The 18,743-nt window shown below is 57.7% G+C and carries 16 protein-coding genes; 5 read left to right on the top strand and 11 right to left on the bottom strand.

The window, feature by feature from the left end:
- Positions 1–179: 179 nt before the first annotated feature.
- Entirely contained in the window at positions 180–341 is a 162-nt protein-coding gene (locus QMK51_RS16465) for a DUF2986 domain-containing protein (RefSeq protein WP_258696198.1), read from the top strand.
- Positions 342–1,550: 1,209 nt separating this feature from the next.
- On the opposite strand, the gene QMK51_RS16470 is transcribed toward QMK51_RS16465, so the two are convergent.
- The 6 genes from QMK51_RS16470 to QMK51_RS16495 all read right to left on the bottom strand — a co-directional run bounded on the left by QMK51_RS16470 (position 1,551) and on the right by QMK51_RS16495 (position 10,554).
- On the bottom strand, positions 1,551–2,141 hold the full coding sequence (locus QMK51_RS16470) for a hypothetical protein (protein WP_320390927.1): 591 nt from the start codon (positions 2,139–2,141) through the stop codon (positions 1,551–1,553).
- 749 nt (positions 2,142–2,890) lie between these two features.
- Positions 2,891–4,882, bottom strand: coding sequence for a hypothetical protein (locus QMK51_RS16475; RefSeq protein WP_320390928.1), 1,992 nt, complete (start codon positions 4,880–4,882; stop codon positions 2,891–2,893).
- Positions 4,875–5,651 carry a DUF2182 domain-containing protein gene (locus QMK51_RS16480; protein ID WP_320390929.1) on the bottom strand — a complete coding sequence of 259 codons (777 nt, stop codon included), beginning with the start codon at positions 5,649–5,651 and terminating at the stop codon, positions 4,875–4,877. Before QMK51_RS16480 ends, QMK51_RS16475 begins: the two co-directional genes overlap by 8 nt.
- Before the next feature lie 10 nt (positions 5,652–5,661).
- Entirely contained in the window at positions 5,662–7,143 is a 1,482-nt protein-coding gene (locus QMK51_RS16485; RefSeq protein WP_320390930.1) for a tyrosinase family protein, read from the bottom strand.
- Positions 7,144–7,519: 376 nt separating this feature from the next.
- Positions 7,520–9,421 (bottom strand): potassium transporter Kup, encoded by a 1,902-nt coding sequence (locus QMK51_RS16490; RefSeq protein ID WP_320390931.1) that lies wholly within the window; start codon positions 9,419–9,421, stop codon positions 7,520–7,522.
- 512 nt (positions 9,422–9,933) lie between these two features.
- Positions 9,934–10,554, bottom strand: a complete 621-nt coding sequence (locus tag QMK51_RS16495) for a cell wall hydrolase (RefSeq protein ID WP_320390932.1) — start codon at positions 10,552–10,554, stop codon at positions 9,934–9,936.
- Positions 10,555–10,799: 245 nt separating this feature from the next.
- Here QMK51_RS16495 and QMK51_RS16500 point away from each other — a divergent pair, with 245 nt between their 5' ends.
- On the top strand, positions 10,800–11,651 hold the full coding sequence (locus tag QMK51_RS16500) for a CAP domain-containing protein (protein ID WP_320390933.1): 852 nt from the start codon (positions 10,800–10,802) through the stop codon (positions 11,649–11,651).
- Between the two features lie 86 nt (positions 11,652–11,737).
- Here the strand turns inward: QMK51_RS16500 and QMK51_RS16505 are convergent, their stop codons facing one another.
- The 4 genes from QMK51_RS16505 to QMK51_RS16520 all read right to left on the bottom strand — a co-directional run bounded on the left by QMK51_RS16505 (position 11,738) and on the right by QMK51_RS16520 (position 13,610).
- Complete coding sequence (locus QMK51_RS16505; RefSeq protein WP_320390934.1) at positions 11,738–12,136, bottom strand: DUF5329 domain-containing protein; 399 nt, start codon at positions 12,134–12,136, stop codon at positions 11,738–11,740.
- Between the two features lie 64 nt (positions 12,137–12,200).
- Positions 12,201–12,437 carry a hypothetical protein gene (locus QMK51_RS16510; RefSeq protein ID WP_320390935.1) on the bottom strand — a complete coding sequence of 79 codons (237 nt, stop codon included), beginning with the start codon at positions 12,435–12,437 and terminating at the stop codon, positions 12,201–12,203.
- Between the two features lie 123 nt (positions 12,438–12,560).
- Positions 12,561–12,797, bottom strand: coding sequence for a hypothetical protein (locus tag QMK51_RS16515; RefSeq protein WP_258696208.1), 237 nt, complete (start codon positions 12,795–12,797; stop codon positions 12,561–12,563).
- A gap of 60 nt (positions 12,798–12,857) precedes the next feature.
- Positions 12,858–13,610: a DeoR/GlpR family DNA-binding transcription regulator gene (locus QMK51_RS16520; RefSeq protein WP_320394531.1), complete on the bottom strand. Its 753-nt coding sequence runs from the start codon at positions 13,608–13,610 to the stop codon at positions 12,858–12,860.
- A 382-nt stretch (positions 13,611–13,992) separates the two neighbouring features.
- Here QMK51_RS16520 and QMK51_RS16525 point away from each other — a divergent pair, with 382 nt between their 5' ends.
- Positions 13,993–14,490: an RNA polymerase sigma factor gene (locus QMK51_RS16525; RefSeq protein ID WP_320390936.1), complete on the top strand. Its 498-nt coding sequence runs from the start codon at positions 13,993–13,995 to the stop codon at positions 14,488–14,490.
- A 78-nt stretch (positions 14,491–14,568) separates the two neighbouring features.
- On the opposite strand, the gene QMK51_RS16530 is transcribed toward QMK51_RS16525, so the two are convergent.
- The gene (locus QMK51_RS16530; RefSeq protein WP_320390937.1) at positions 14,569–15,228 is read right to left on the bottom strand and encodes an EndoU domain-containing protein; all 660 of its coding nucleotides are present in this window, start codon (positions 15,226–15,228) and stop codon (positions 14,569–14,571) included.
- 183 nt (positions 15,229–15,411) lie between these two features.
- Between QMK51_RS16530 and QMK51_RS16535 the strand changes: the two genes are divergently transcribed.
- On the top strand, positions 15,412–16,035 hold the full coding sequence (locus QMK51_RS16535; RefSeq protein ID WP_320390938.1) for a hypothetical protein: 624 nt from the start codon (positions 15,412–15,414) through the stop codon (positions 16,033–16,035).
- A 912-nt stretch (positions 16,036–16,947) separates the two neighbouring features.
- Entirely contained in the window at positions 16,948–18,624 is a 1,677-nt protein-coding gene (locus tag QMK51_RS16540; RefSeq protein ID WP_320390939.1) for an MFS transporter, read from the top strand.
- Positions 18,625–18,743 lie beyond the last annotated feature (119 nt).

The following is an 18,743-nucleotide window of genomic DNA, read 5'->3' on the forward strand; positions in this document are numbered from 1 at the left end:
ACAGGCCACCAGCGCTGCTCGGCATCTGCGATACAGGGCCTTCATTGACCGGGCCAGTACCCTGAAGTTCCCGCTGCCACGGCCACTGCTGGAATCCGCAGGTCACCGCAACCGGTATCATTTTTTACCTGGAATTTTAAGCTGGTATCATTCAAGCACTGACAAACCGAGCAGAAAATATGAATCGTCGTAAAAAAATAAATCAGTTATTAAAGGCTAATGCCAAAAAGGCCAGCGCCAAATTGGCACCGAAAAGCAAGACTAAATACATTAGCAAAGCGGACCGATTGAAGCTGGCGGCTGAAGCCGGTCAGGACTCAACCATTTCCGCCGAGAGCTGATCTATGTGGCTTAAGCGCCATCGGAATTTACATATTTGATTGATGTATTCATTCCGATGGCACGTAGCGCGAGGGAGCGGCCTGGCCATTTATTCAAGCCGAAGCTGGTTCGCGGCTATGAATCCAGATTCCCCGGGTACATTTGACTGGACGCTTTTGGCCGAGGCTGTGTAAAAACGTTTTCGAGCAGCTTTGGTGGCCTAATTGGGAGCTAAAATCACGCGCCTATGCAAATCTCAGCTCAGCTGATTAGCCAAACGCTGGCAGATTTCGTGTAGCAGCGCAGACTACAAAACGGTGCCTGCGTTTTTTACACACTCTGGACCGTTTTCTGCCTAGCGAGGTGGATGGCTCACGGTCGGGAGTGGACATTCGGGTGCGACTATAAGTTCGAAGTGAACCCAGAAAAGCAATACTACTAGAAATACGAGCAGTACAAAGACTGGTGCCATGTAAGTGTAAAAAGCGTACTTAGGAAGCTCATAGCGCGCAAAGTACTCTCGCTCAAGATAGCCGAGAGACATCAGTGTATTTCGGGTCTCTCGCCAGCGCTTTAAATAGTGATATATATTGAGCGCGTACATAATAAACACTAGCACCACTATCACTATGGTTAGTGAAAGCGCCTTGAAGTCAACTAATGCATCTCTTGCTTGGGGGTGAAGTAAGCAACCATCCAAGTGCAGCCAGATACGCTGTGCCATTCTGTGCTAGACGGGCTTCAATTGCATCATAATAGGCTTTAATCATTGCGATACATTGATCGAAGCGCTCCTTGTCCGTGCCTGATGCCGCCAAATGTAATTGATCTGCTATTTAATCACTCCAGACGAAGTGGGAGCCGTTAAAGATAGAGCATCATTTTGCATAGAGAGGTAGTGGTCCAAACGTTGCCGGCATCCTGACCAATAGCGTACAACGCGCCACGGACACTCTCACCGACTTCGCTCGATCCTTGTTTCTCTGCAGCAGTGTCAGCTCCATCAGCGCTGCCTCCAACGGCTAATAAAATAATAGCCAGGTAATTTCAATTGCTTCATTCATAGCGCTGTAAAACGCACCGCCCACCTTTCATGCCTGGAATAGAAAATTAAAAATTTTTTCAAAAAAACACACTACACCTACGAAGCTCACCGCCTGACAAATTGAGAACAGCCTCCTCACAAAGTAGAGCGCTACATGTGCAAACCCCCAAACACTGGTTCAGCTTTAGTGATTACTAGGCATTGCGCCAAAATTAAACTGAGCTACTGACGACACAAATCTATAATGAGAAAGCCTGGCCGCAGGGTACAATGTAAAAACAAGAACTATCAGACCGATAACTGCAACAATTTTTGTGCTCTTAGAAGCATTGCCATGCCTTCTATTTCGGACAATCCATCCTGAAAATAAAATCAGAACAGCGATTAAAGTATTACCATAAAACTGATAAGGCCTTTTGTCATTTTTTTCGGCCAACAGATAAGCATCAATGCTTCCTTTTTGAAGTAAAGCAGCATAGACAGGCTCTACTTTTTTAATGGCACACGCCTGAGGGGCCGACACCGAACAAAATAAGGGAATGGCATATTCAAAACTTCTGTCGATGGTGCCCGCTCGCCAAATGCTGGCGGTCATTCCTGACAAAACTATAAAGCATATAATTGCAAACACCCCCCCTAGTCGGTCTTGCCCTTTCGTGGCTGATGCCAATATCTTTTCTGCTGGTGGGAACACAAAGCAGATACCAAGAAAAGCGAGAAACCCTGGAATCAGATAGGCAATAAACAAACCAAAATCGACGGCTAATTCAGGCACGAGCAAACCTCCATTAAATAAATTCTCCTTGCTCTCATTTTCACGACGCACTGCCAGCTAGACAAAGAGCCAAACGTTGACATTTCAAGAGTAGCAGATATTTCAGGTGTAGTTTAAATAGGGACATTGTCATTGCTGATTAATTTCGGCATGACCTCGGCTAACGAATGCTTGCAACTGGTCGAGGCTGTGTAAAAACGTTTTAGAGGCGGTTTGATGGAGCTTCGGTAAGGGTTCCTTTCAAACTAACCACGGAACCCTCCCGACTCCCTTAGTCTTGTTAATTTTCCGGTTTGTGCGTCGGTAGTGTCGGATGTTTCGGTTTGTTTGGAGGGTTAACGTGATGTCTTCTGTCATCCTTTCCGTCATCACGTTTTGGTTTTGGGCCTGGCTTGATGTGAGTTGACATACTTGTCTCGATATCCAAGTGGTTAATTTTCAGGGGGGGGGCAGCTAGCAACCGATGACATGGTTCCTAGGCGTGCACAGAAAAGCTAGAACCAATTCGCGAGAATTCAAGGGGAGAGGGCTAAAAAAGCAAAAATCCGCAGCGTTCGATGCTTATTTTGTGCACCTACGCTTTGATGGATCGAACGTCCGCTTTCGGCTGTGGATTCAACCGGTCGATGCAACACAACTAAATTCTGTGTAAGCCGAAGGAGATGAAGCAGAGACCTCGAATCTATTACACCGAAAGCCGAAGTTAAAAACACAACATAGACGGCCTCAGAAAACTCACCAAAACCCGCTCAACGCAACTGAAGTTTCCAAACCGCTGCAAGCTCATACGCAGCCTTATCAGGCAACACCGTCGACCCACTACGACGAACCGTCCCGGCATGGTCGGCCAGTCCTTCGACGAGCGCAGCCCATTCCGGTCGCGGGTCTTTGACATAGTCCCAACCCAATCCCAGCCACGGGCATCGCCCACCGATCCAGGCCTGCACGGCCGGGGTCGCTTGCATGACGTAGTCAGGGAGCGCGGGTGCATCCGGTCGGGGTTGGCGCTCCTTGACGGCCGGCACGTGTAACTGCAGAGCGCCGTTCACCTCGACGGTCACCTGCATCGCCCCGAGTAGCGCGATGTCAAAGGGCACCGGCTGGCCATGGGCAACATAAAAATACGCCATGCGACGGATGCTGTCGTAGTCGGCAACGGCACGATACAGGTAGGCACAGATCACACCCAGCATGGGATCAGCGTGCTTTTGGTTCCGCAGGTCTGCGGCGAGCCGGTCGATGCTGTCGGCTCGAAGCCGGCCGGCGGCGAAATCGTCGATTGAACCGAGCATCCCTTGATAGCTCTCGGGAGCATTGCGCGTGCCATAGGCCTGGAAAACGTCGCCGGCGGTGCTGGGTGCCACGACGGCGTACAGGTCATCGTACGGAACGACCGGTGTAAATGTGCCATCGGCCAACTCGACCAACACCGGCATCCCCTGCGGATCGCCCTTGATGCGGAACGTCTCGAACCCGGGCGTTGCGCCAAGTCGTTCGATCGGCTCCCGGGACAAAATCCTCGCTTGATTGCCCCAGACGATCACGTTCGCCCGGCCTGGATCGTTGACCTGCTCCAGCCTGCGCCGAACCTCTCCAGCCGCGGTCTTGCGGACATCGGCAGCCGCATCTGCCTCAAGCCGATGAACCAGCGCCTGTGCCTTTTGCGTTTTTTCAGGCGTGTGAGCGGTCTGGTGCCGCAGCTCAAACAAATCCTGGAGCAGTTCCTTACTGTCGTCGGGGATGGTGATGAAATGGTCCGCTGGAACCGCCAGATCACGCCCCTTGAAGCCAAAACCGGGGCCGAGAATTTGCTCCCGGAAATCCGTGTCGGTATGCACCCGCTCAAGAATTTGCTCGGCGGAACCCGGTGCGCCAGCCGCCTCGACCGCGCCCTGGGTGGTGGCATTCCCCGTACGCGGCCAGGGCTGCAACTCGGCAGCGCCCTGCAAGGGGCTTGCGGTGTTGTAGAGCACGGCCGGTTCCGGATCGACCAGGCACTGCGGATTGAGCTTCAGGCGATACTCTTTCGCGCGCTCGGTGGTGCGCGACCGCACGCATCTGCCCAGTGTCTCCGTGGTGATCACACCATCGCTGATGGCGGCCGGCTCGATGCCCCAGAGCGCGTCGGCGATCACGCCAGAAAACACACACTTGCCCGGAGCGCCGGACATTGGATCAGACACCATATAACCGAGCTGTCCGTCCTGGCAGGAGGCCAAGTGATCAAACCTGGGGCTGTCAACTTTCGTGCCCTGCACGACGATCCCGCGCACGGCATCAAGGCGCATCAGCTCGATATTCCTCGGTGCTTCGCGACACGCATCGGTAATCAGCGTGATGCGCTGGACGCCGTGCAGTAACAACTCCTCGTAGAACCGGTCGGCCCCAACACAGTACTTCGAGCGCAGGGAATCGCTGAACAGCCACAAGATCGAGCCGAAATCCCCACTGGTGAGGCCATGACCGCAAAACGCCAGGATCAACTGCTCGACCACCTCGGCCCCGCTCGGAAACAGTTCATCGACCGCTTGCTGCACCCGCTCGCGGGTGACTGGAATGTCGCCAGCGAGGCCGTCGTCGACGATTCTTACGTTGCTGGCACCGAAGCCCGAGCCAAGCGCCCAGTCGCCAATTGAACGGGCGGCGAGCACGGCTCCGTCCAGGTACGCGAAGCGCAACGCCTGGTTTGAGGTCGGGGTCAGCGTGCTGACCCCGATCGCCAGACAGGCCCGCCTAGTCATGCGGGCGCGCCGCCTTTCGCGCAATGAGGACAGTGTAGAGGTCAAGTCGGGGGAAAATCGCCGGCCAACGCCAGCGCGGCCGATCGGCTGGGGTGAGGCGTTCAGTCAGCATCATTGCACCTGCAAACAGCATGATTGGAATGTGCCACGCCCCGCCAAGCAGTGGCACCAGCATCCAGGCCCAACACGAAGCAATGCACCAGCCCCCATGCGTCATGCCGAAGATCAGGCAATCCCTGTCGGCAGCCCAGCCGAAGAGACCGATCCGCCGCATCCGGTGGCCACGATTGAGCGCCGCGCGGTGCCACGGGCTGGCACTCCACAGCGTCGCAATGAGCAGTGCACCGGCAAGCGCAGCCTCTGCGACGGTGAACTGCAACAACAGCGCGAGTACTGTCAGGATCGGTCCGGCGGCCATCCATAGCAAACCGTAACCGAGCAAGAACCCGACTGACGCGCGCAGGCGTCTGCGTGGCAGGCTGGAGCGCCAGACATGCATGAGCGGCATCGCCAGAAGCGGTGGCATCATCGCGACAAGCATCAGCGCCCAGTCAGCCAGCAGGCGGTTCAGTGGATTCAAGGCGAACTCGGCCTCCAACACGGTGGGCCAGAGCGTGACGATAGACAGCCCCTCTACGGAACTGCAGAAGGTAGGGTGCGCAGCGTTCCCGGCGTTGTAAACCGAAAGGGCCAGACCGAGCCCGGCCGTCGCGAAAAGCAACGGCCAGGGCGCCTGGGTGAAGTTGCGCAATACCGAACCTGGCTGCATGAGCGGGTACTCAACTCACGACGCCACTTCGCTTGAGAACGCTGATTCGGTCCACCGTCACGGGCTTGGCTTCCGATATCTGCTCGCCCGGAACGAGGGTCACACGCAAATGGTTTGGATCGAAGTCGCCAGCATCCGTCAGCCGCTGGGCCAGCTCGGTGATGTCGATCGTATAGCCAAGCCCGTTGCCGCCGTGGCCGCCGTCTGGCCGCGAGGCGACGTTCAGGCCGAACAGCGTCAGGCTGCCGGCATGGCACTCGGGATGGAGTTGCGGATCGACGCCTTCCGGCAGATTGACGTACACCTCCAGAAGAGGAGAAGGCGCGGAGCCGCGCACCGATTCAAGCGCCAGGTAAAGCCGGGTCACCTCCTTGCCCGCCTCCATGGCGCCCATCGCGGCGATGCCGGCGGTGGTGGCTTGCTGGTCGAGGTCGACCTGCGTGCGCACTGGCGCCCCGCCAACCCTGACGACCGATGCATTGGCACCGATTGGTTCGATGCTTTGTTGGTCCGGCGCACCCATTTTGACCCGTGCCACAGCCTCTGCTCCAGGTGTTACACCGGTGCCGATGCGCAAGTCAGCATAGCTACGGTGTAATTTGCCATCCTTCAGTGTGTCGCGGCCGGAGAACTTCATTCCAGGGGCCGCGCCGCCGGGCACCGGCATGATGAAGGTACGGTCAGCCGGACCGTTGAGCCAGCGTGGATCGTGAACCATCGTCTTGCCCGACGTGTTCATCCACGCTTCCCAGAGCCGGTCGATGTTGCAATGGTGCAACCAGAAGATCGGGTCCAGGCCCGCCAGGTACGGATCGGCCATGAACCCCCTGTCGCCGCCGATCAGACGATGCACCGTATTGTGCGGGTTGTTCTCCAGATCGCCGGTCCAGCGGGCGAACTGAACGAAATCGCCGGTGACTCCGCCGCCGAAGCCGATGCTTCCATCATTGCCGACCTGGAAATCGTTCTCTTCCATGGCGGCAAGGCTGAACGCATCGCGTGGTCCCGGCCGCAAGGCAGTCAACCCCTCTCGACGGGGATATTTGCTGAGCGGGTTTGGGCTGCCGTCGGGCAAGGTTTCTTCCAGGAAAGCATCCGGAACACGCCGCGCATCCGGGTTGCCGCTGTTGAGGTAGTTCCAGTACGGAAGCGCCCAATCTTCGCCGGTCAGCTCCTTCACTTTCGCGGCGACGATCGCCTCGAATGCAAACACATAGCCGCGGTGCCAGGAAAGGAAGTACCAGCTGCCGTGCTGGCACTGACTGCCGTATGTCTTGTTGGTGAGATCCTGCGGAATCGGGTCGTCCTCACCGAGGACGTTCTCGTCAATCCACAATTGCCGATCGAACCCGTGGATGGCGCCCAGAAACTTCCAACTGTTGCGATCGGTTATCGGCAGCTTGTCCAGTTCGCGCATTGCCAGCGCATAGTTGAGCAAGACTTTGTTCCATCCGGAGCCAAGTGTCGCGACATCTTGTCGAGCCGTGTTCATGAACGCACCCTCCCTTGCAGCATTTCGCTGGGGTGGCGACTGTGTCGTCACACCGATCGCAATCCTTTGCAGCTCACGACTTCATGTTGACGGCTGAACTGCGCTCACGAGGCCCGCTGAGTTGCGGTGACGCGTGCCTCTGCGAAATTCAGTATAGAAGCTCGGCAAAAATGTCATCGTGAATTCACATGATATTTGCCGCAAACGATGAACGGCGGTCAATGGGTGCAGGTACTGATGGAAGCGCTTCAAGGCTAAAGGTTTGGTGCAGAACCTGTGGGAGCGGGCTTGCTCGCGAAGAGGGAGTGTCAGTCGACATCATCGTTGTCTGACACACCGGTTTCGCGAGCAAGCCCGCTCCCACATGGATTTGCGCTTACATCTCAACCTGCGTGCCCAGCTCGATCACGCGATTGAGCGGCAACTTGAAGTATTTGAGGTTGCTGTTGGCGTTCTTCAGCAAAAACGCGAACAGGCTTTCGCGCCAACGGGCCATGCCGATACGCTTGGTCGGAATGACCGTCTCGCGGCTAAGGAAATACGTGGTGCGCATCGGACTGAAATCCAGCTCTTTCAAATGGCACAGACTCAACGCCAGCGGTACGTCGGGCTCCTCTATAAAGCCGAAGTGCAAACTCACGCGAAAGAACCCCTCACCATAAGCCTCGATCTCGAATCGCCGATCCGCCGCCACACGCGGGCTGTCTTCGGACACCACGGTGAGCAACACCACCTGCTCGTGCAGCACCTGGTTATGCAACAGGTTGTGCAACAGGGCATGAGGCACCGCATCAGTCCTGGCCGTCAGAAATACCGCGGTCCCCTGCACCCGATGAGGTGGTTGCGAGCCGATGCTGCTGATGAACAACGGCAGAGGCAGAGCGGTTTCGTCCAGTCGCTCGACCATGATCTTTCGACCGCGTTTCCAGGTGGTCATCAAAATGAACAGGGCAATACCGGCAATCACTGGGAATGCACCGCCCTGGAAGATCTTCGACGCGTTGGCGGCGAAGTACAGGCTGTCCACTATGAGAAAACCCAACAGCATCGGAATGGCCAGCCAACGAGGGGTTTTCCACAGCAGCAATACGACGGCCGAGGACAGAATGGTGGTAATCAGCATGGTCCCCGTCACCGCCACGCCATAAGCCGCCGCCAACGCACTGGACGATTCAAAACCGATGACCAGCAACACGACGCCAACCATCAGCGCCCAGTTCACGATGCCGATGTAAATCTGCCCCTGCTCCTGACTGGAGGTGTGCTGGATAAACATCCGAGGCACATAACCCAGCTGGATGGCCTGGCGAGTCAGTGAGAAGGCCCCGGAAATCACCGCCTGGGAGGCGATGATGGTGGCCAGTGTCGACAGTGCGACCATCGGCAGCAGCGCCCAGCCAGGTGCCAATAGATAGAACGGGTTACGTACTGTTTCCGGGTTCTCGAGGATCAGCGCGCCTTGGCCAAAGTAGTTGAGTACCAAGCCCGGGAGCACGAGGATGAACCAGGCACGCGCAATCGGTTTGCGACCAAAATGGCCCATGTCGGCATACAGCGCTTCAGCACCGGTCAATGCCAACACCACGGCCCCCAGAATGGCCACGCCAATGCCCGGATGAACCACAAAAAGTTGCACGGCCCAAGCAGGATTGAGCGCTTGCAGCACTTCCGGGCGTTGCAGGATGCCGTGAATACCGAGTGCGCCCAACACCACAAACCACAGCACCATGACCGGGCCGAACAGAATGCCGATACGCGCCGTGCCATGTTTCTGGATCAGGAAAAGCGCTACCAGGATGACCACTGACAGCGGAACGACCCAATGCTCAATGCCATCGAACGCAAGCTGTAGCCCTTCAACCGCAGAGAGTACCGAGATGGCCGGGGTGATCATGCTGTCCCCGTAAAAAAGCGCCGCGCCAAACAGGCCGAGCAATACCAGCACCCGGCTCATTTTGGGATACGGTGCCGCGGCCCGACGTGCCAATGCCGTCAAAGCCATGATGCCTCCCTCGCCCTGGTTGTTGGCGCGCAGGATAAACAGCACGTACTTGATCGAGACGACCCAGATCAGTGACCAGAAGATCAACGACAGAATGCCCAGCACACCGTCGTGATTAGCCTGGACACCGTAGTGACCGGCGAACACTTCTTTGAGGGTGTAAAGCGGGCTGGTGCCAATATCCCCATAAACCACGCCCACCGCGGCGACGAGCAAACCCACTCCCGAGGTTCTGGAATGGGTTTCTTCTTGGGCAGGGATCGCTGTTTCACTCACGGATAACTTCTCTGAAATTGAGAGGAAGAAATTGCATGCCCCTTCGGGAAAGAGGGGTTGCGGGGTCACGGGGTTGGCGTTTCGACTCGGCGGCCATGAGCTCCAACAACTTGATAATGAGATTAGCCCATTGCGTTGTCATGCCGTTCGGCAAAAGGTCACTGCCCCAGAGAAACAACGACGCTGAACCCCTCAGGTCAACCAAGGGACGAAGGCGTGCAGGCCTGTCGATGATCAAAAAAACGCGGCAAGTATCGTCGCGGGGGAGAATATCTACCGTAAAGAAACCGTAAAAAAGCACGGGCAAGCCCGAATACCAGGCAGTTAAGCGAATTCCCCGAGGGAGCGGGCTTGCTCGCGAAAGCGGTGTGCCAGTAGACATCAATGTTGACTGTGCCGCCGTCTTCGCGAGCAAGCCCGCCCCCACAGGTTCTGCGGCTTAACTGACTGGCGGGTGAAGCCCCATCAAATTTCTTGTGCGCCAAGCAGACCATAACCGTGGCGTTTCCCACCTACCTTGCCGTCCCGCCACCAGGTTTATAAAACAGAAACTTCCGGGTCTCGGCCGTCTTGGTGTACTCCTTCGCCCAGTCTGGCTTCACCGTTCTGTCGTGGAAATACAAAGCACCATGGGTGCGGTCCGTGAGCTGCTTGTTGAGTGCCTTGCGCGCGATTTCCTTGGCGAGGACATATTCGTCGTCCTCCTTGACCTGATCCGAACGCCCGTCGCACCACCACGAAAACTGGCAGGCATGCTTTTCAGAACCTTGCTTGACCACGGCGCACACCGTATCCGGAAAACCCTCATGGCCCAGCCGGTTCATGACCACGCTGGCCACAGCTTCCATGTCGGCATCTGTCACCCCTTTGGCTTCCCAATAGATGCTGCGTGCAAGGCACGTAATGGCATCGTCCAGCGGCGCGGCGCCTGCCGGATCGACTGCCTGCGCTTCAGAGGTGGTGATGGTCTCGGACTTGGGCACCGGAACTTCACTGCCCTTCTCCGCCGCTTTCTGCTCCAGGACCTGCGCCTTGTCTTCGGCCACTTCCTGCTTTTGCTCTTGATCGGTCGCCAACACTTGCCCGCACAGAAGGATGATTGCGTAACCGGTGGCTACCCATTTTAATCGCATGATCGACCCTTCCGATGAAACCGGCCTGAGCAATGAAACGGCGTCGTTGTAGCACTGACCTGGGTAGATTGTAGTCGTCGCAAGTCATTCCCACCGCCTGACAAGAAACGGCATGTCGAGGCGAAAAGGCATTGCGTCGAGAGGGGGGAAATCGCGCATCATGGGCGAAGGCGGCGTTCTCAACGAGTTTCCCCGCCGCGAAACCAATTGAGAACGCCCCCCTAGTCCATTCAAGGGAGATTTTCATGCGCAGCCTGTCATCCATTTTGCATCTTGCCGCGTTGTCATTCGGGCTGGTGTTCAGCGTCACCGCGTCGGCGGCCGATGAAAAGCAACTGGTCGAATCAATCAACGTTTACCGCAGCCAGGTGCAGCGCTGCGGCGGCCAGGCGTCTTCTGAACTGCCGCCGCTGGCGAACGATCCGCGTCTGGTCCTGTCCGCCAACAGCATTGGCGACTTGCAGCAGGCGCTGGCCCGAGCGGCTTATCCGATGGTCAATGTGCAGGCAATCAGCTTGTCCGGCCCGCGTGATGCACCGTCCGCCATGAAGGCGATTCAGGAGAGCTTCTGCCAAGTGGTGCTGGACCCGCAATTCGTCGACGTCGGCGTCAGCCGGGACGGCCGTGAGTGGCGCATCGTGCTGGCGCGTCCGCTGTTGACCGGGCGCCTTGGCGACTGGCAGGCGGAGGGCCAAAAACTGCTCGAAGCGATGAATAGCGCCCGCACGCAAGCGCGCCAGTGCGGTGCCCAATCCTTTACCGCCACGACGCCGCTGACCTGGAACGCCACGCTGGGGACCGCAGCCGAGACCCACAGCCGGGCCATGGCCAACCATAACTTCTTCGATCACAAGGACCGCGACGGCCGCACGCCGGGTGATCGGGCCGAATTGGCGGGTTACGCCGGCCAGCAAGTTGGTGAGAACATCGCCGCCGGGCAAGACACCGTGCGCAAGGTGGTGGATGGCTGGCTGGCCAGCCCGGGCCATTGCGCCAACCTGATGAACCCACAATTTCGCGAACTGGGTGCAGCCTATGCGGTGGACCCGAAGAGTGACGCGGGCATTTACTGGACGGCGATGTTTGGTACGCCGTGAAGGCCTGAACCGCCTTTTGAAAAAGGAATCGCCAGTGACTGATTGGGCTGGTGGTGCAACTGCTGCGCTAGCGCCCGACAAGACAATCAATGACGTTGCCGTTGCCGCTGTAGCTCGGTCTTCAGCCAGAGGCTGGCCGGTTGCATGCCGGCCGGACAGCGCACTTCATAGGCGCGGCCACTCATGCTGCTTTGGGTGGCCGCCAGTTCAATGAAGTCTTCTGCGCTGTTCACCCTGTCCTGTTCTTCCAGATACTCCAGCTTCTTCTCCAGATGCGCCCGAGCCTGAGGGCCTTGGTATTCGCTTCCGTTGCGCACGAACCGGCACTCACTGTGCTCGACAAAGTCCAGCAAGCCGTTTATTTCCTGAGTGGCTTGAGGTGGGGTTTGTGCCTGCGCATTGAACACCATGGCAGTCAGGCCGATACCCGCCGCGATCAGCCATTGAGTGAGGGGCGCAGCAATAGGCCCGGTCAGCATTCGCATGGTTATTCCTCAGGAGGAGGTTCAGAGCGGTAATGACCCCGCTCTGAAGCCGGGCGATCAAGCGTCAATCGTCGCCCTGGTTGTCATTGTCGTCGCGGTTGCGGTGTCGACGGCGATCATCACGACGATCGTAATCGCGGTCATACCCTCGATCATCACGGTAATCATAGCCACGGTCATGGTCGCGACGGTATTCACGGTGATCCCGATCGTACCTGTCTCCCTCTTCCCAGTAAGGCCAGCAGCCTCCCAGCAGGAGAGTACTTGCAATGGCCAGGGTCATTATCGCGGTGCGCTTCATTTGAACGTCCTAAAAGGTCAGGGCTGCGGGGATGAGGTGACGCTACAGCGAATTCAATCGCAGTGCGTTCAAACCCATAGGTACGACCTTCCTGCCGATCAATGATTCAGTTATCGCCGGGCGTTACAGCGTTCTTTGGCTGTTACCGATGGTCCTCGCTTTTTCGATGGCCCAGTCCATCGCAGCTTCCATGTCCAGCAGATGCGGCGACGGGTGTTTGTCCTCAACAATGACCGAGCCGTCCGGCCGGTAAACACCGATGAACATCTCCAGCGAGCCGTCTCTCAGTATCTTGGTTTTAACCTCAATGCTGCATCCGTTCGACAGCGTTTCCGAGTGGATCATATGGCGCTCAGTCATGGCTGCATTCCTCCCGTCGCTGCTATCAGCGTAACCCATGCAGCTGAGCTGCGATGACGCTCAAGCGTCTGCCTGTACCACCTCGATCCCCAGTTTCTGGTAATCCTCGACGTTACCCGAGGCCACATGACGTTCGGTGATCAGCGTATGCACCCGGTTGCAAGGCGCCACCACGAAGGGTTCCACCGCCCCCAGTTTGTCTGCGGTGGTGACGGCAATCACGTGGGAGGCACTGGCGAGCATCGCCTGTTTCATCGGCACCTCATCGAAATGCAGCGAGCTGAGGCCGACTTCCGGATGAATGGCGCAAACGCCGGTGAACACCAGGTCGGCCTTGATGCCCTCGATCAGTCGCAGGGCTTCATGCCCGCTGGAAGACATGGTTGCGGGGTTGAGCTGACCACCGGCGACGATCACCGTGATGCCTTTGTATTCAGCCAGGGTGATCGCGATCATTGGCGAGGCCGTGATGGCCGTGATGACAATGTCGCAGGGCAGCGAGCGCGCGATCTGCAGCGTGGTGCTTCCGGAATCGAAAATCACGATCTGGCCATCCTTGACCCGGCGTGCGGCCAGTTGGGCCAGGCGGGTTTTCACCTCATCGGTTTCGCTGACCCGGGTGAAGTAATCCTTGCCCGTGTCCTTGGGCCGCGGCAGCGCCCCGCCGTGCACCCGCTGCACCAGCCCGGCGCTGGCCAGCTCCGATAGGTCCCGGCGAATGGTGTCTTCGGACACGGCGAAATGCTGGCTCAGCTCGCCGGCCATGACCTTGCCGTCGCGTTCGAGGATCAGGAGGATTTTCTGGCGGCGCAGCTGGGGGAGTTCGGCTGAGGAATGCTCGGCTTACATGGTTATGCCTGTTTTTGCGTGTTTATGCGAGATTAGCCAAGCACGCGCATAAACACAATCGGTTGGGTGTCCCTGGCCCACGCCCTCACACCTCGCTCTGCGTAGCGCCTGATTCCCCCTCCTTTTTTTGTATTTCCATGACCCCGCGTCACAAACCCCGAGCTACTTCGTCCTGCATGTTCCGGCCAGATGACTGATTGCTCCAGGTACGGAGCCTTCCAGTGCTGGCGTCGCGATCGATCAAGGAACGATTATGGCGAGGTACATGGAAGTAAGCCCATGCAACATCAGGTTGGATACTTTGCAGAGGGCAATATGGATATTTCTGATAGACAACGAAGCAATCATGCGCAAACGATGTCGGCAGTTGACCCGAAGCCCGCAGGATGCTGAAGACGCCCTCAGTGAACTGCGTTTGCATTTGTTCAATCTGTTCCGCAAAGAACCTGAGCGGTTGACCGCAATTGATAACGTTCAAGCCTGGCTCAGGCGTGTAACGTCCAACCTCTGTATCGACCGGATGCGCAAAACACCGGCCACCTGCAGCCTCGAATGGCTGGATCACGACCTGTATGAAAGCGTGACCTGGCAGCCGTTGCACTACGGTCCCGAGCGCACCGCCCTTGTGCTGGAAACCCTTGAAGCATTGAATGTCGCCATCGAGCGACTACCGGCTTCGCTCTCCAAAGCGCTTGAGCTGCGCTGTATTGACGGCGCGGAATACGAAAGCATGGCCGGCACGCTGGAGATCAGTGAGTCGAATGCGCGTAAGCGTGTGCAATTGGCGCGGCAACAACTGCGCGTATTGCTGGGTACATTCGGCGAGGATGGGGAGGGATTTTAATGATCCGCCGTTCTCTTCAATAATCGCAGTGCTATCGAAAACAACGCCTGCCTCGTATGACGAGGCAGGCGTTCGACGTTAAAAGCTGGCTATCGGAAAGGCCGTGTTGACCCACCAGAGGCCGCCTATATTGTTCAGATAACCGCTAACGGTGAAGGGATAACCGTTCTCGCCGACGCAGTAACCAGGCGCATTGAGGTAAGGCGCCGAAGGCCCGTAAAAGGCAGCCACCGGAGGCGGGGTGACCGCGCTCTGGAGGTGCATGTAGGCATAACGAATTGACGCCACAACCTCCTGCTGCGTACAGCTTTCCGGGAAAAAGGTCGATGGTCCGACCTTGGCCTGCCAGGCATTCGCCACCGTATTGAAAACCTGCACGCCGTTGTTCATGTAGCGATACGGCTGCGGGTTATTCAGGCCAGGGGGCACGATATAAACCAGCGCACCGACTGTACGTGCCGCCAGGGGGGCCATCGGGCCATTGCCCAGGCTTGGATCATGGCCGGCGGGCCGGGAATGAAACCCGACGGCGTTGCCTGCTGCATTGATCTCGCCGCAGAAGATGTGCCGTTGGTTGATCTGCGGGTTGACCCGGCTGTTGGGAATGGCCGCGTTGCTGACTTGCACCGGCACTGGATTGACTCCGGCCGCGCCAGCGGCACAATTGATCTGCGCTGCCGCGGACAAACTCAATAGCGAAGTCGCCACGCCAGCAGCGATTGCATGGAGGGTATGCATGATGAGACTCCTTTCTGACATCGGGGCGGGATGCCCCACTGTCAGGACGCAGCCCCCCCTGACGTTGTGAAATGCCATTCAGAGTCGTAGAAAAAGATGTTTCACAAGGCGCTTCAAATCCCGTCTGGAGATACAAGCCATGGCGTTTTGCTGCGGCTTCAACAGGGAACAAGGAGAAGGACGATGACTATTTTCAATGTCAACTTCGCTGTCGACGATATGGAAGGCAAGACCGTGCTGGTGTTTCTCAAACCGCAACAGCCTCAGCGTGACTATCGGATTCATGCCTGGCAGATCCTGACAGGCTCTGCCGGCTCTACCGAATCGTTCGACTACGAGGCTCAGATCGAAACCGATGTGACTACATTGGGCGAAAAAATTAGCAACACCATCATTTCCGGCCGTCGCACCATCAACCCCGGGAGCTTGCTCCAGGCGGTCAGCCCCAACGGCCTGTCGCCCTACCTGGAACCGGCTTCAGCTTCCCTGGCTCAGCAAAAGCTCACTCCGCAACAGTGTGGTGTCATCAACAAGACCAATCCGTACATCCAGTTCGACAGCAACTGGTATGTCAATGGCCGGCCGGTGGTCACCATGCCCCAAGTGGATTCAAGCATGACCGTGAGCTTCGAATACGAGCCGAACTTCTACTTTATGGTGGCAACACCACCGATGACTGGGCAGACCTACATCGTGCAGAACTTCTCTGACATGACCCGGTATGTCGCGCCCATCACCGCAACTGAAGTGGACGTGACCGTCAGCCGTGCCGAGGGTCTCTGGACATTCGACTTCCTCGCCCAGTAAAACCTGCGCGCGCAACGAGCCGATCGTTGCGCGCGTTTCACCTCAGGCAGACCTCGTCAGTCGGACTCACGACGGCTGCGTAGCCGAACGCAGACTGCGCCAGCGGCTACAGATCGCATGATGGATTAGCTCCCCGCGAACACGAAAAAGCCCGCACAAGGCGGGCTTTGAAAATCGAGTAGGTGGCCAGTGCTGGTCTCTGGCTTACAAGGTTTATCGGGCCTCTCACAGAACAGGATTTTTAGCTTTAGGCTGTTCTGCCTCACACGGCATAAGGGCTGGATCTCAGCGCGGAGATCTTTCTAACCGTGTACCCTTGGGAGCGCGCCCCACGCTTCCTCGCTATCCCTTTGCGCATCAGTCTGCGTCTTCACCTACATGTTCAGAATAGCAAATCGTTCGAAGCCCGGGCCGGGCTTTTTAGACCGATTCTTTTCAAGGGGAATGATGGGAGAATGGAAAAATACTAACGCCGCGCTGACGAAGTACAGACGGCGCGATTCACACCGAATTCACAATGAACGCCCGCAACCATCGATGCGCCGGATCGCGATGGCAGTGCGCCGGCAGCATTGCCACCAGATCGCGTCTCCGGTGCTGCCGAGCGCAGCCCGGCCAAGGCGATCGCCCCGAAAAAAGCATCAGCGGGGCGCCACCCAGACGCTTCGGGTGCGATCTCGCCGCTCTGGATAGCCCTTCAACAGCGCGTCAGCATGGGTTTGAACAGGATGGTGAGTGGATATCTGCGGGAAGCCGATTATGCTTCAAGAAACCTTGCAGAAATGCGAGACCGTCAGCCTGTTTCCATGCTTCGCGCAACTCGTAGTCCGACGACATCAGCCCTAGGGCCTGGGTGCGGCAAATGCTAGTGAGGTACTCCGGCCTATAACAAGTGCAAGACGGAGAAGACTCATGGCCGCAATTGACAATGCAACCACGGGAAGCGCGCCCCACCACGGGATCACCAAGGAGGAGCGTAAGGTCATTTTCGCCTCGTCCCTGGGCACCGTGTTCGAGTGGTACGACTTCTACCTTTACGGCTCCCTCGCCGCGATCATCGCCAAGCACTTCTTCGCCGGCGTCAATGAAACAACCTCCTTCATCTTCGCGCTGCTCGCGTTCGCCGCGGGCTTCGCCGTACGCCCCTTCGGCGCCATCGTGTTCGGCCGACTGGGCGACATGATCGGGCGCAAGCACACGTTCCTCATCACCATTGTCATCATGGGTATCTCCACCGCCGTCGTGGGCTTTCTGCCCGGTTACGCGACCATCGGCGTGGCGGCGCCGATCATCCTGATCAGCCTGCGCCTGCTGCAAGGCCTGGCCCTGGGCGGTGAATACGGCGGCGCGGCGACCTACGTGGCCGAGCATGCACCGAAAGGCAAGCGTGGCTATTTCACTTCGTGGATTCAAACCACCGCGACCCTTGGCCTGTTCCTTTCACTGCTGGTGATCCTCGCCTGCCGCACTATCCTTGGCACCGAAGCTTTCGAGGCCTGGGGCTGGCGGATTCCCTTCCTGCTGTCGATCCTGCTGCTGATCGTCTCGGTGTACATCCGCCTGCAACTCAGCGAGTCGCCGGTGTTCTTGAAGATGAAAGAAGAAGGCAAGTCCTCCAAGGCGCCGCTGACCGAATCCTTCGCTCGCTGGGAAAACCTCAAGATTGTGATCATGGCCCTGCTCGGCGGTACCGCCGGCCAGGCCGTCGTCTGGTACACCGGGCAGTTCTATGCGCTGTTCTTTCTGCTGCAAACGCTCAAGATCGACCCGCAGACCGCCAACCTGCTGATCGCCGGCTCGCTGCTGATCGGCACGCCGTTCTTCGTCATATTCGGCAGCCTGTCCGACCGCATCGGCCGCAAAGGGATCATCATGGCCGGCTGCATCCTCGCGGCGCTGACCTACTTCCCGATCTTCCATGCGTTGACCCAATACGGTAACCCCGATGTGTTCATCGCGCAGGAGAAGAACCCGGTCACGGTGATCGCCGCCCCCGGCCAGTGCTCGTTCCAGTTCGACCCGGTGGGCAAGGCCAAATTCACCAGCTCCTGCGACCTCGCCAAGACCGTGCTGGCGAAGAGGGCCATACCCTACAAGAACGAGAAGGCTGAGCCGGGTGCCGTCGCGCAGGTCCGCATCGGCGACAAGGTGATCCCGAGCTTCGAGGGCACCGGCATGCCGGCGGCCGACTTCAAGACCCGCAACGACACCTTCGTCGCCACCCTCAGCACCGCCCTCAAGGACGCCGGCTACCCCGAAAAGGCCGACCCGGCCAAGACCAACTACCCGATGGTGCTACTGCTCCTGACCATCCTGGTGATCTACGTGACCATGGTCTACGGCCCGATCGCCGCCTGGCTGGTGGAACTCTTCCCGGCGCGCATCCGCTACACCTCGATGTCGCTGCCCTACCACATCGGCAATGGCTGGTTCGGCGGCTTCCTGCCCACGGTGGCGTTCGCCATGGTCGCGGCCACGGGTGATATCTATTACGGGCTGTGGTACCCCATCGTCATCGCCGTGATGACGGCCATTCTCGGCACCTTCTTCCTGCCGGAAACCAAAGATCGGGAGATTCATCACACATAAGGTGGGCCTGCCCTCTCCTGCCAGGGAGAGGGCAATCCTCCACGGTTCAAAGCGGCCAGTCGTGATCTCGGAAAAAATCGGGGCGATTCATGTTTCCTCGACTAGGGTTGTCAAGGTCC

Source organism: Pseudomonas sp. P9_31 (assembly GCF_034008235.1).
Lineage (GTDB): Bacteria > Pseudomonadota > Gammaproteobacteria > Pseudomonadales > Pseudomonadaceae > Aquipseudomonas.

What these genes read in the sequence shown, in the direction of transcription:
- QMK51_RS16465 (WP_258696198.1), top strand. Translation starts at nt 180, where the DNA reads ATGAATCGTCGTAAAAAAATAAATCAGTTATTAAAGGCTAATGCCAAA.
- QMK51_RS16475 (WP_320390928.1), bottom strand. Translation starts at nt 4,882, where the DNA reads ATGACTAGGCGGGCCTGTCTGGCGATCGGGGTCAGCACGCTGACCCCG.
- QMK51_RS16480 (WP_320390929.1), bottom strand. Translation starts at nt 5,651, where the DNA reads ATGCAGCCAGGTTCGGTATTGCGCAACTTCACCCAGGCGCCCTGGCCG.
- QMK51_RS16485 (WP_320390930.1), bottom strand. Translation starts at nt 7,143, where the DNA reads ATGAACACGGCTCGACAAGATGTCGCGACACTTGGCTCCGGATGGAAC.
- QMK51_RS16495 (WP_320390932.1), bottom strand. Translation starts at nt 10,554, where the DNA reads ATGCGATTAAAATGGGTAGCCACCGGTTACGCAATCATCCTTCTGTGC.
- QMK51_RS16500 (WP_320390933.1), top strand. Translation starts at nt 10,800, where the DNA reads ATGCGCAGCCTGTCATCCATTTTGCATCTTGCCGCGTTGTCATTCGGG.
- QMK51_RS16505 (WP_320390934.1), bottom strand. Translation starts at nt 12,136, where the DNA reads ATGCGAATGCTGACCGGGCCTATTGCTGCGCCCCTCACTCAATGGCTG.
- QMK51_RS16510 (WP_320390935.1), bottom strand. Translation starts at nt 12,437, where the DNA reads ATGAAGCGCACCGCGATAATGACCCTGGCCATTGCAAGTACTCTCCTG.
- QMK51_RS16515 (WP_258696208.1), bottom strand. Translation starts at nt 12,797, where the DNA reads ATGACTGAGCGCCATATGATCCACTCGGAAACGCTGTCGAACGGATGC.
- QMK51_RS16525 (WP_320390936.1), top strand. Translation starts at nt 13,993, where the DNA reads ATGCGCAAACGATGTCGGCAGTTGACCCGAAGCCCGCAGGATGCTGAA.
- QMK51_RS16530 (WP_320390937.1), bottom strand. Translation starts at nt 15,228, where the DNA reads ATGCATACCCTCCATGCAATCGCTGCTGGCGTGGCGACTTCGCTATTG.
- QMK51_RS16535 (WP_320390938.1), top strand. Translation starts at nt 15,412, where the DNA reads ATGACTATTTTCAATGTCAACTTCGCTGTCGACGATATGGAAGGCAAG.
- QMK51_RS16540 (WP_320390939.1), top strand. Translation starts at nt 16,948, where the DNA reads ATGGCCGCAATTGACAATGCAACCACGGGAAGCGCGCCCCACCACGGG.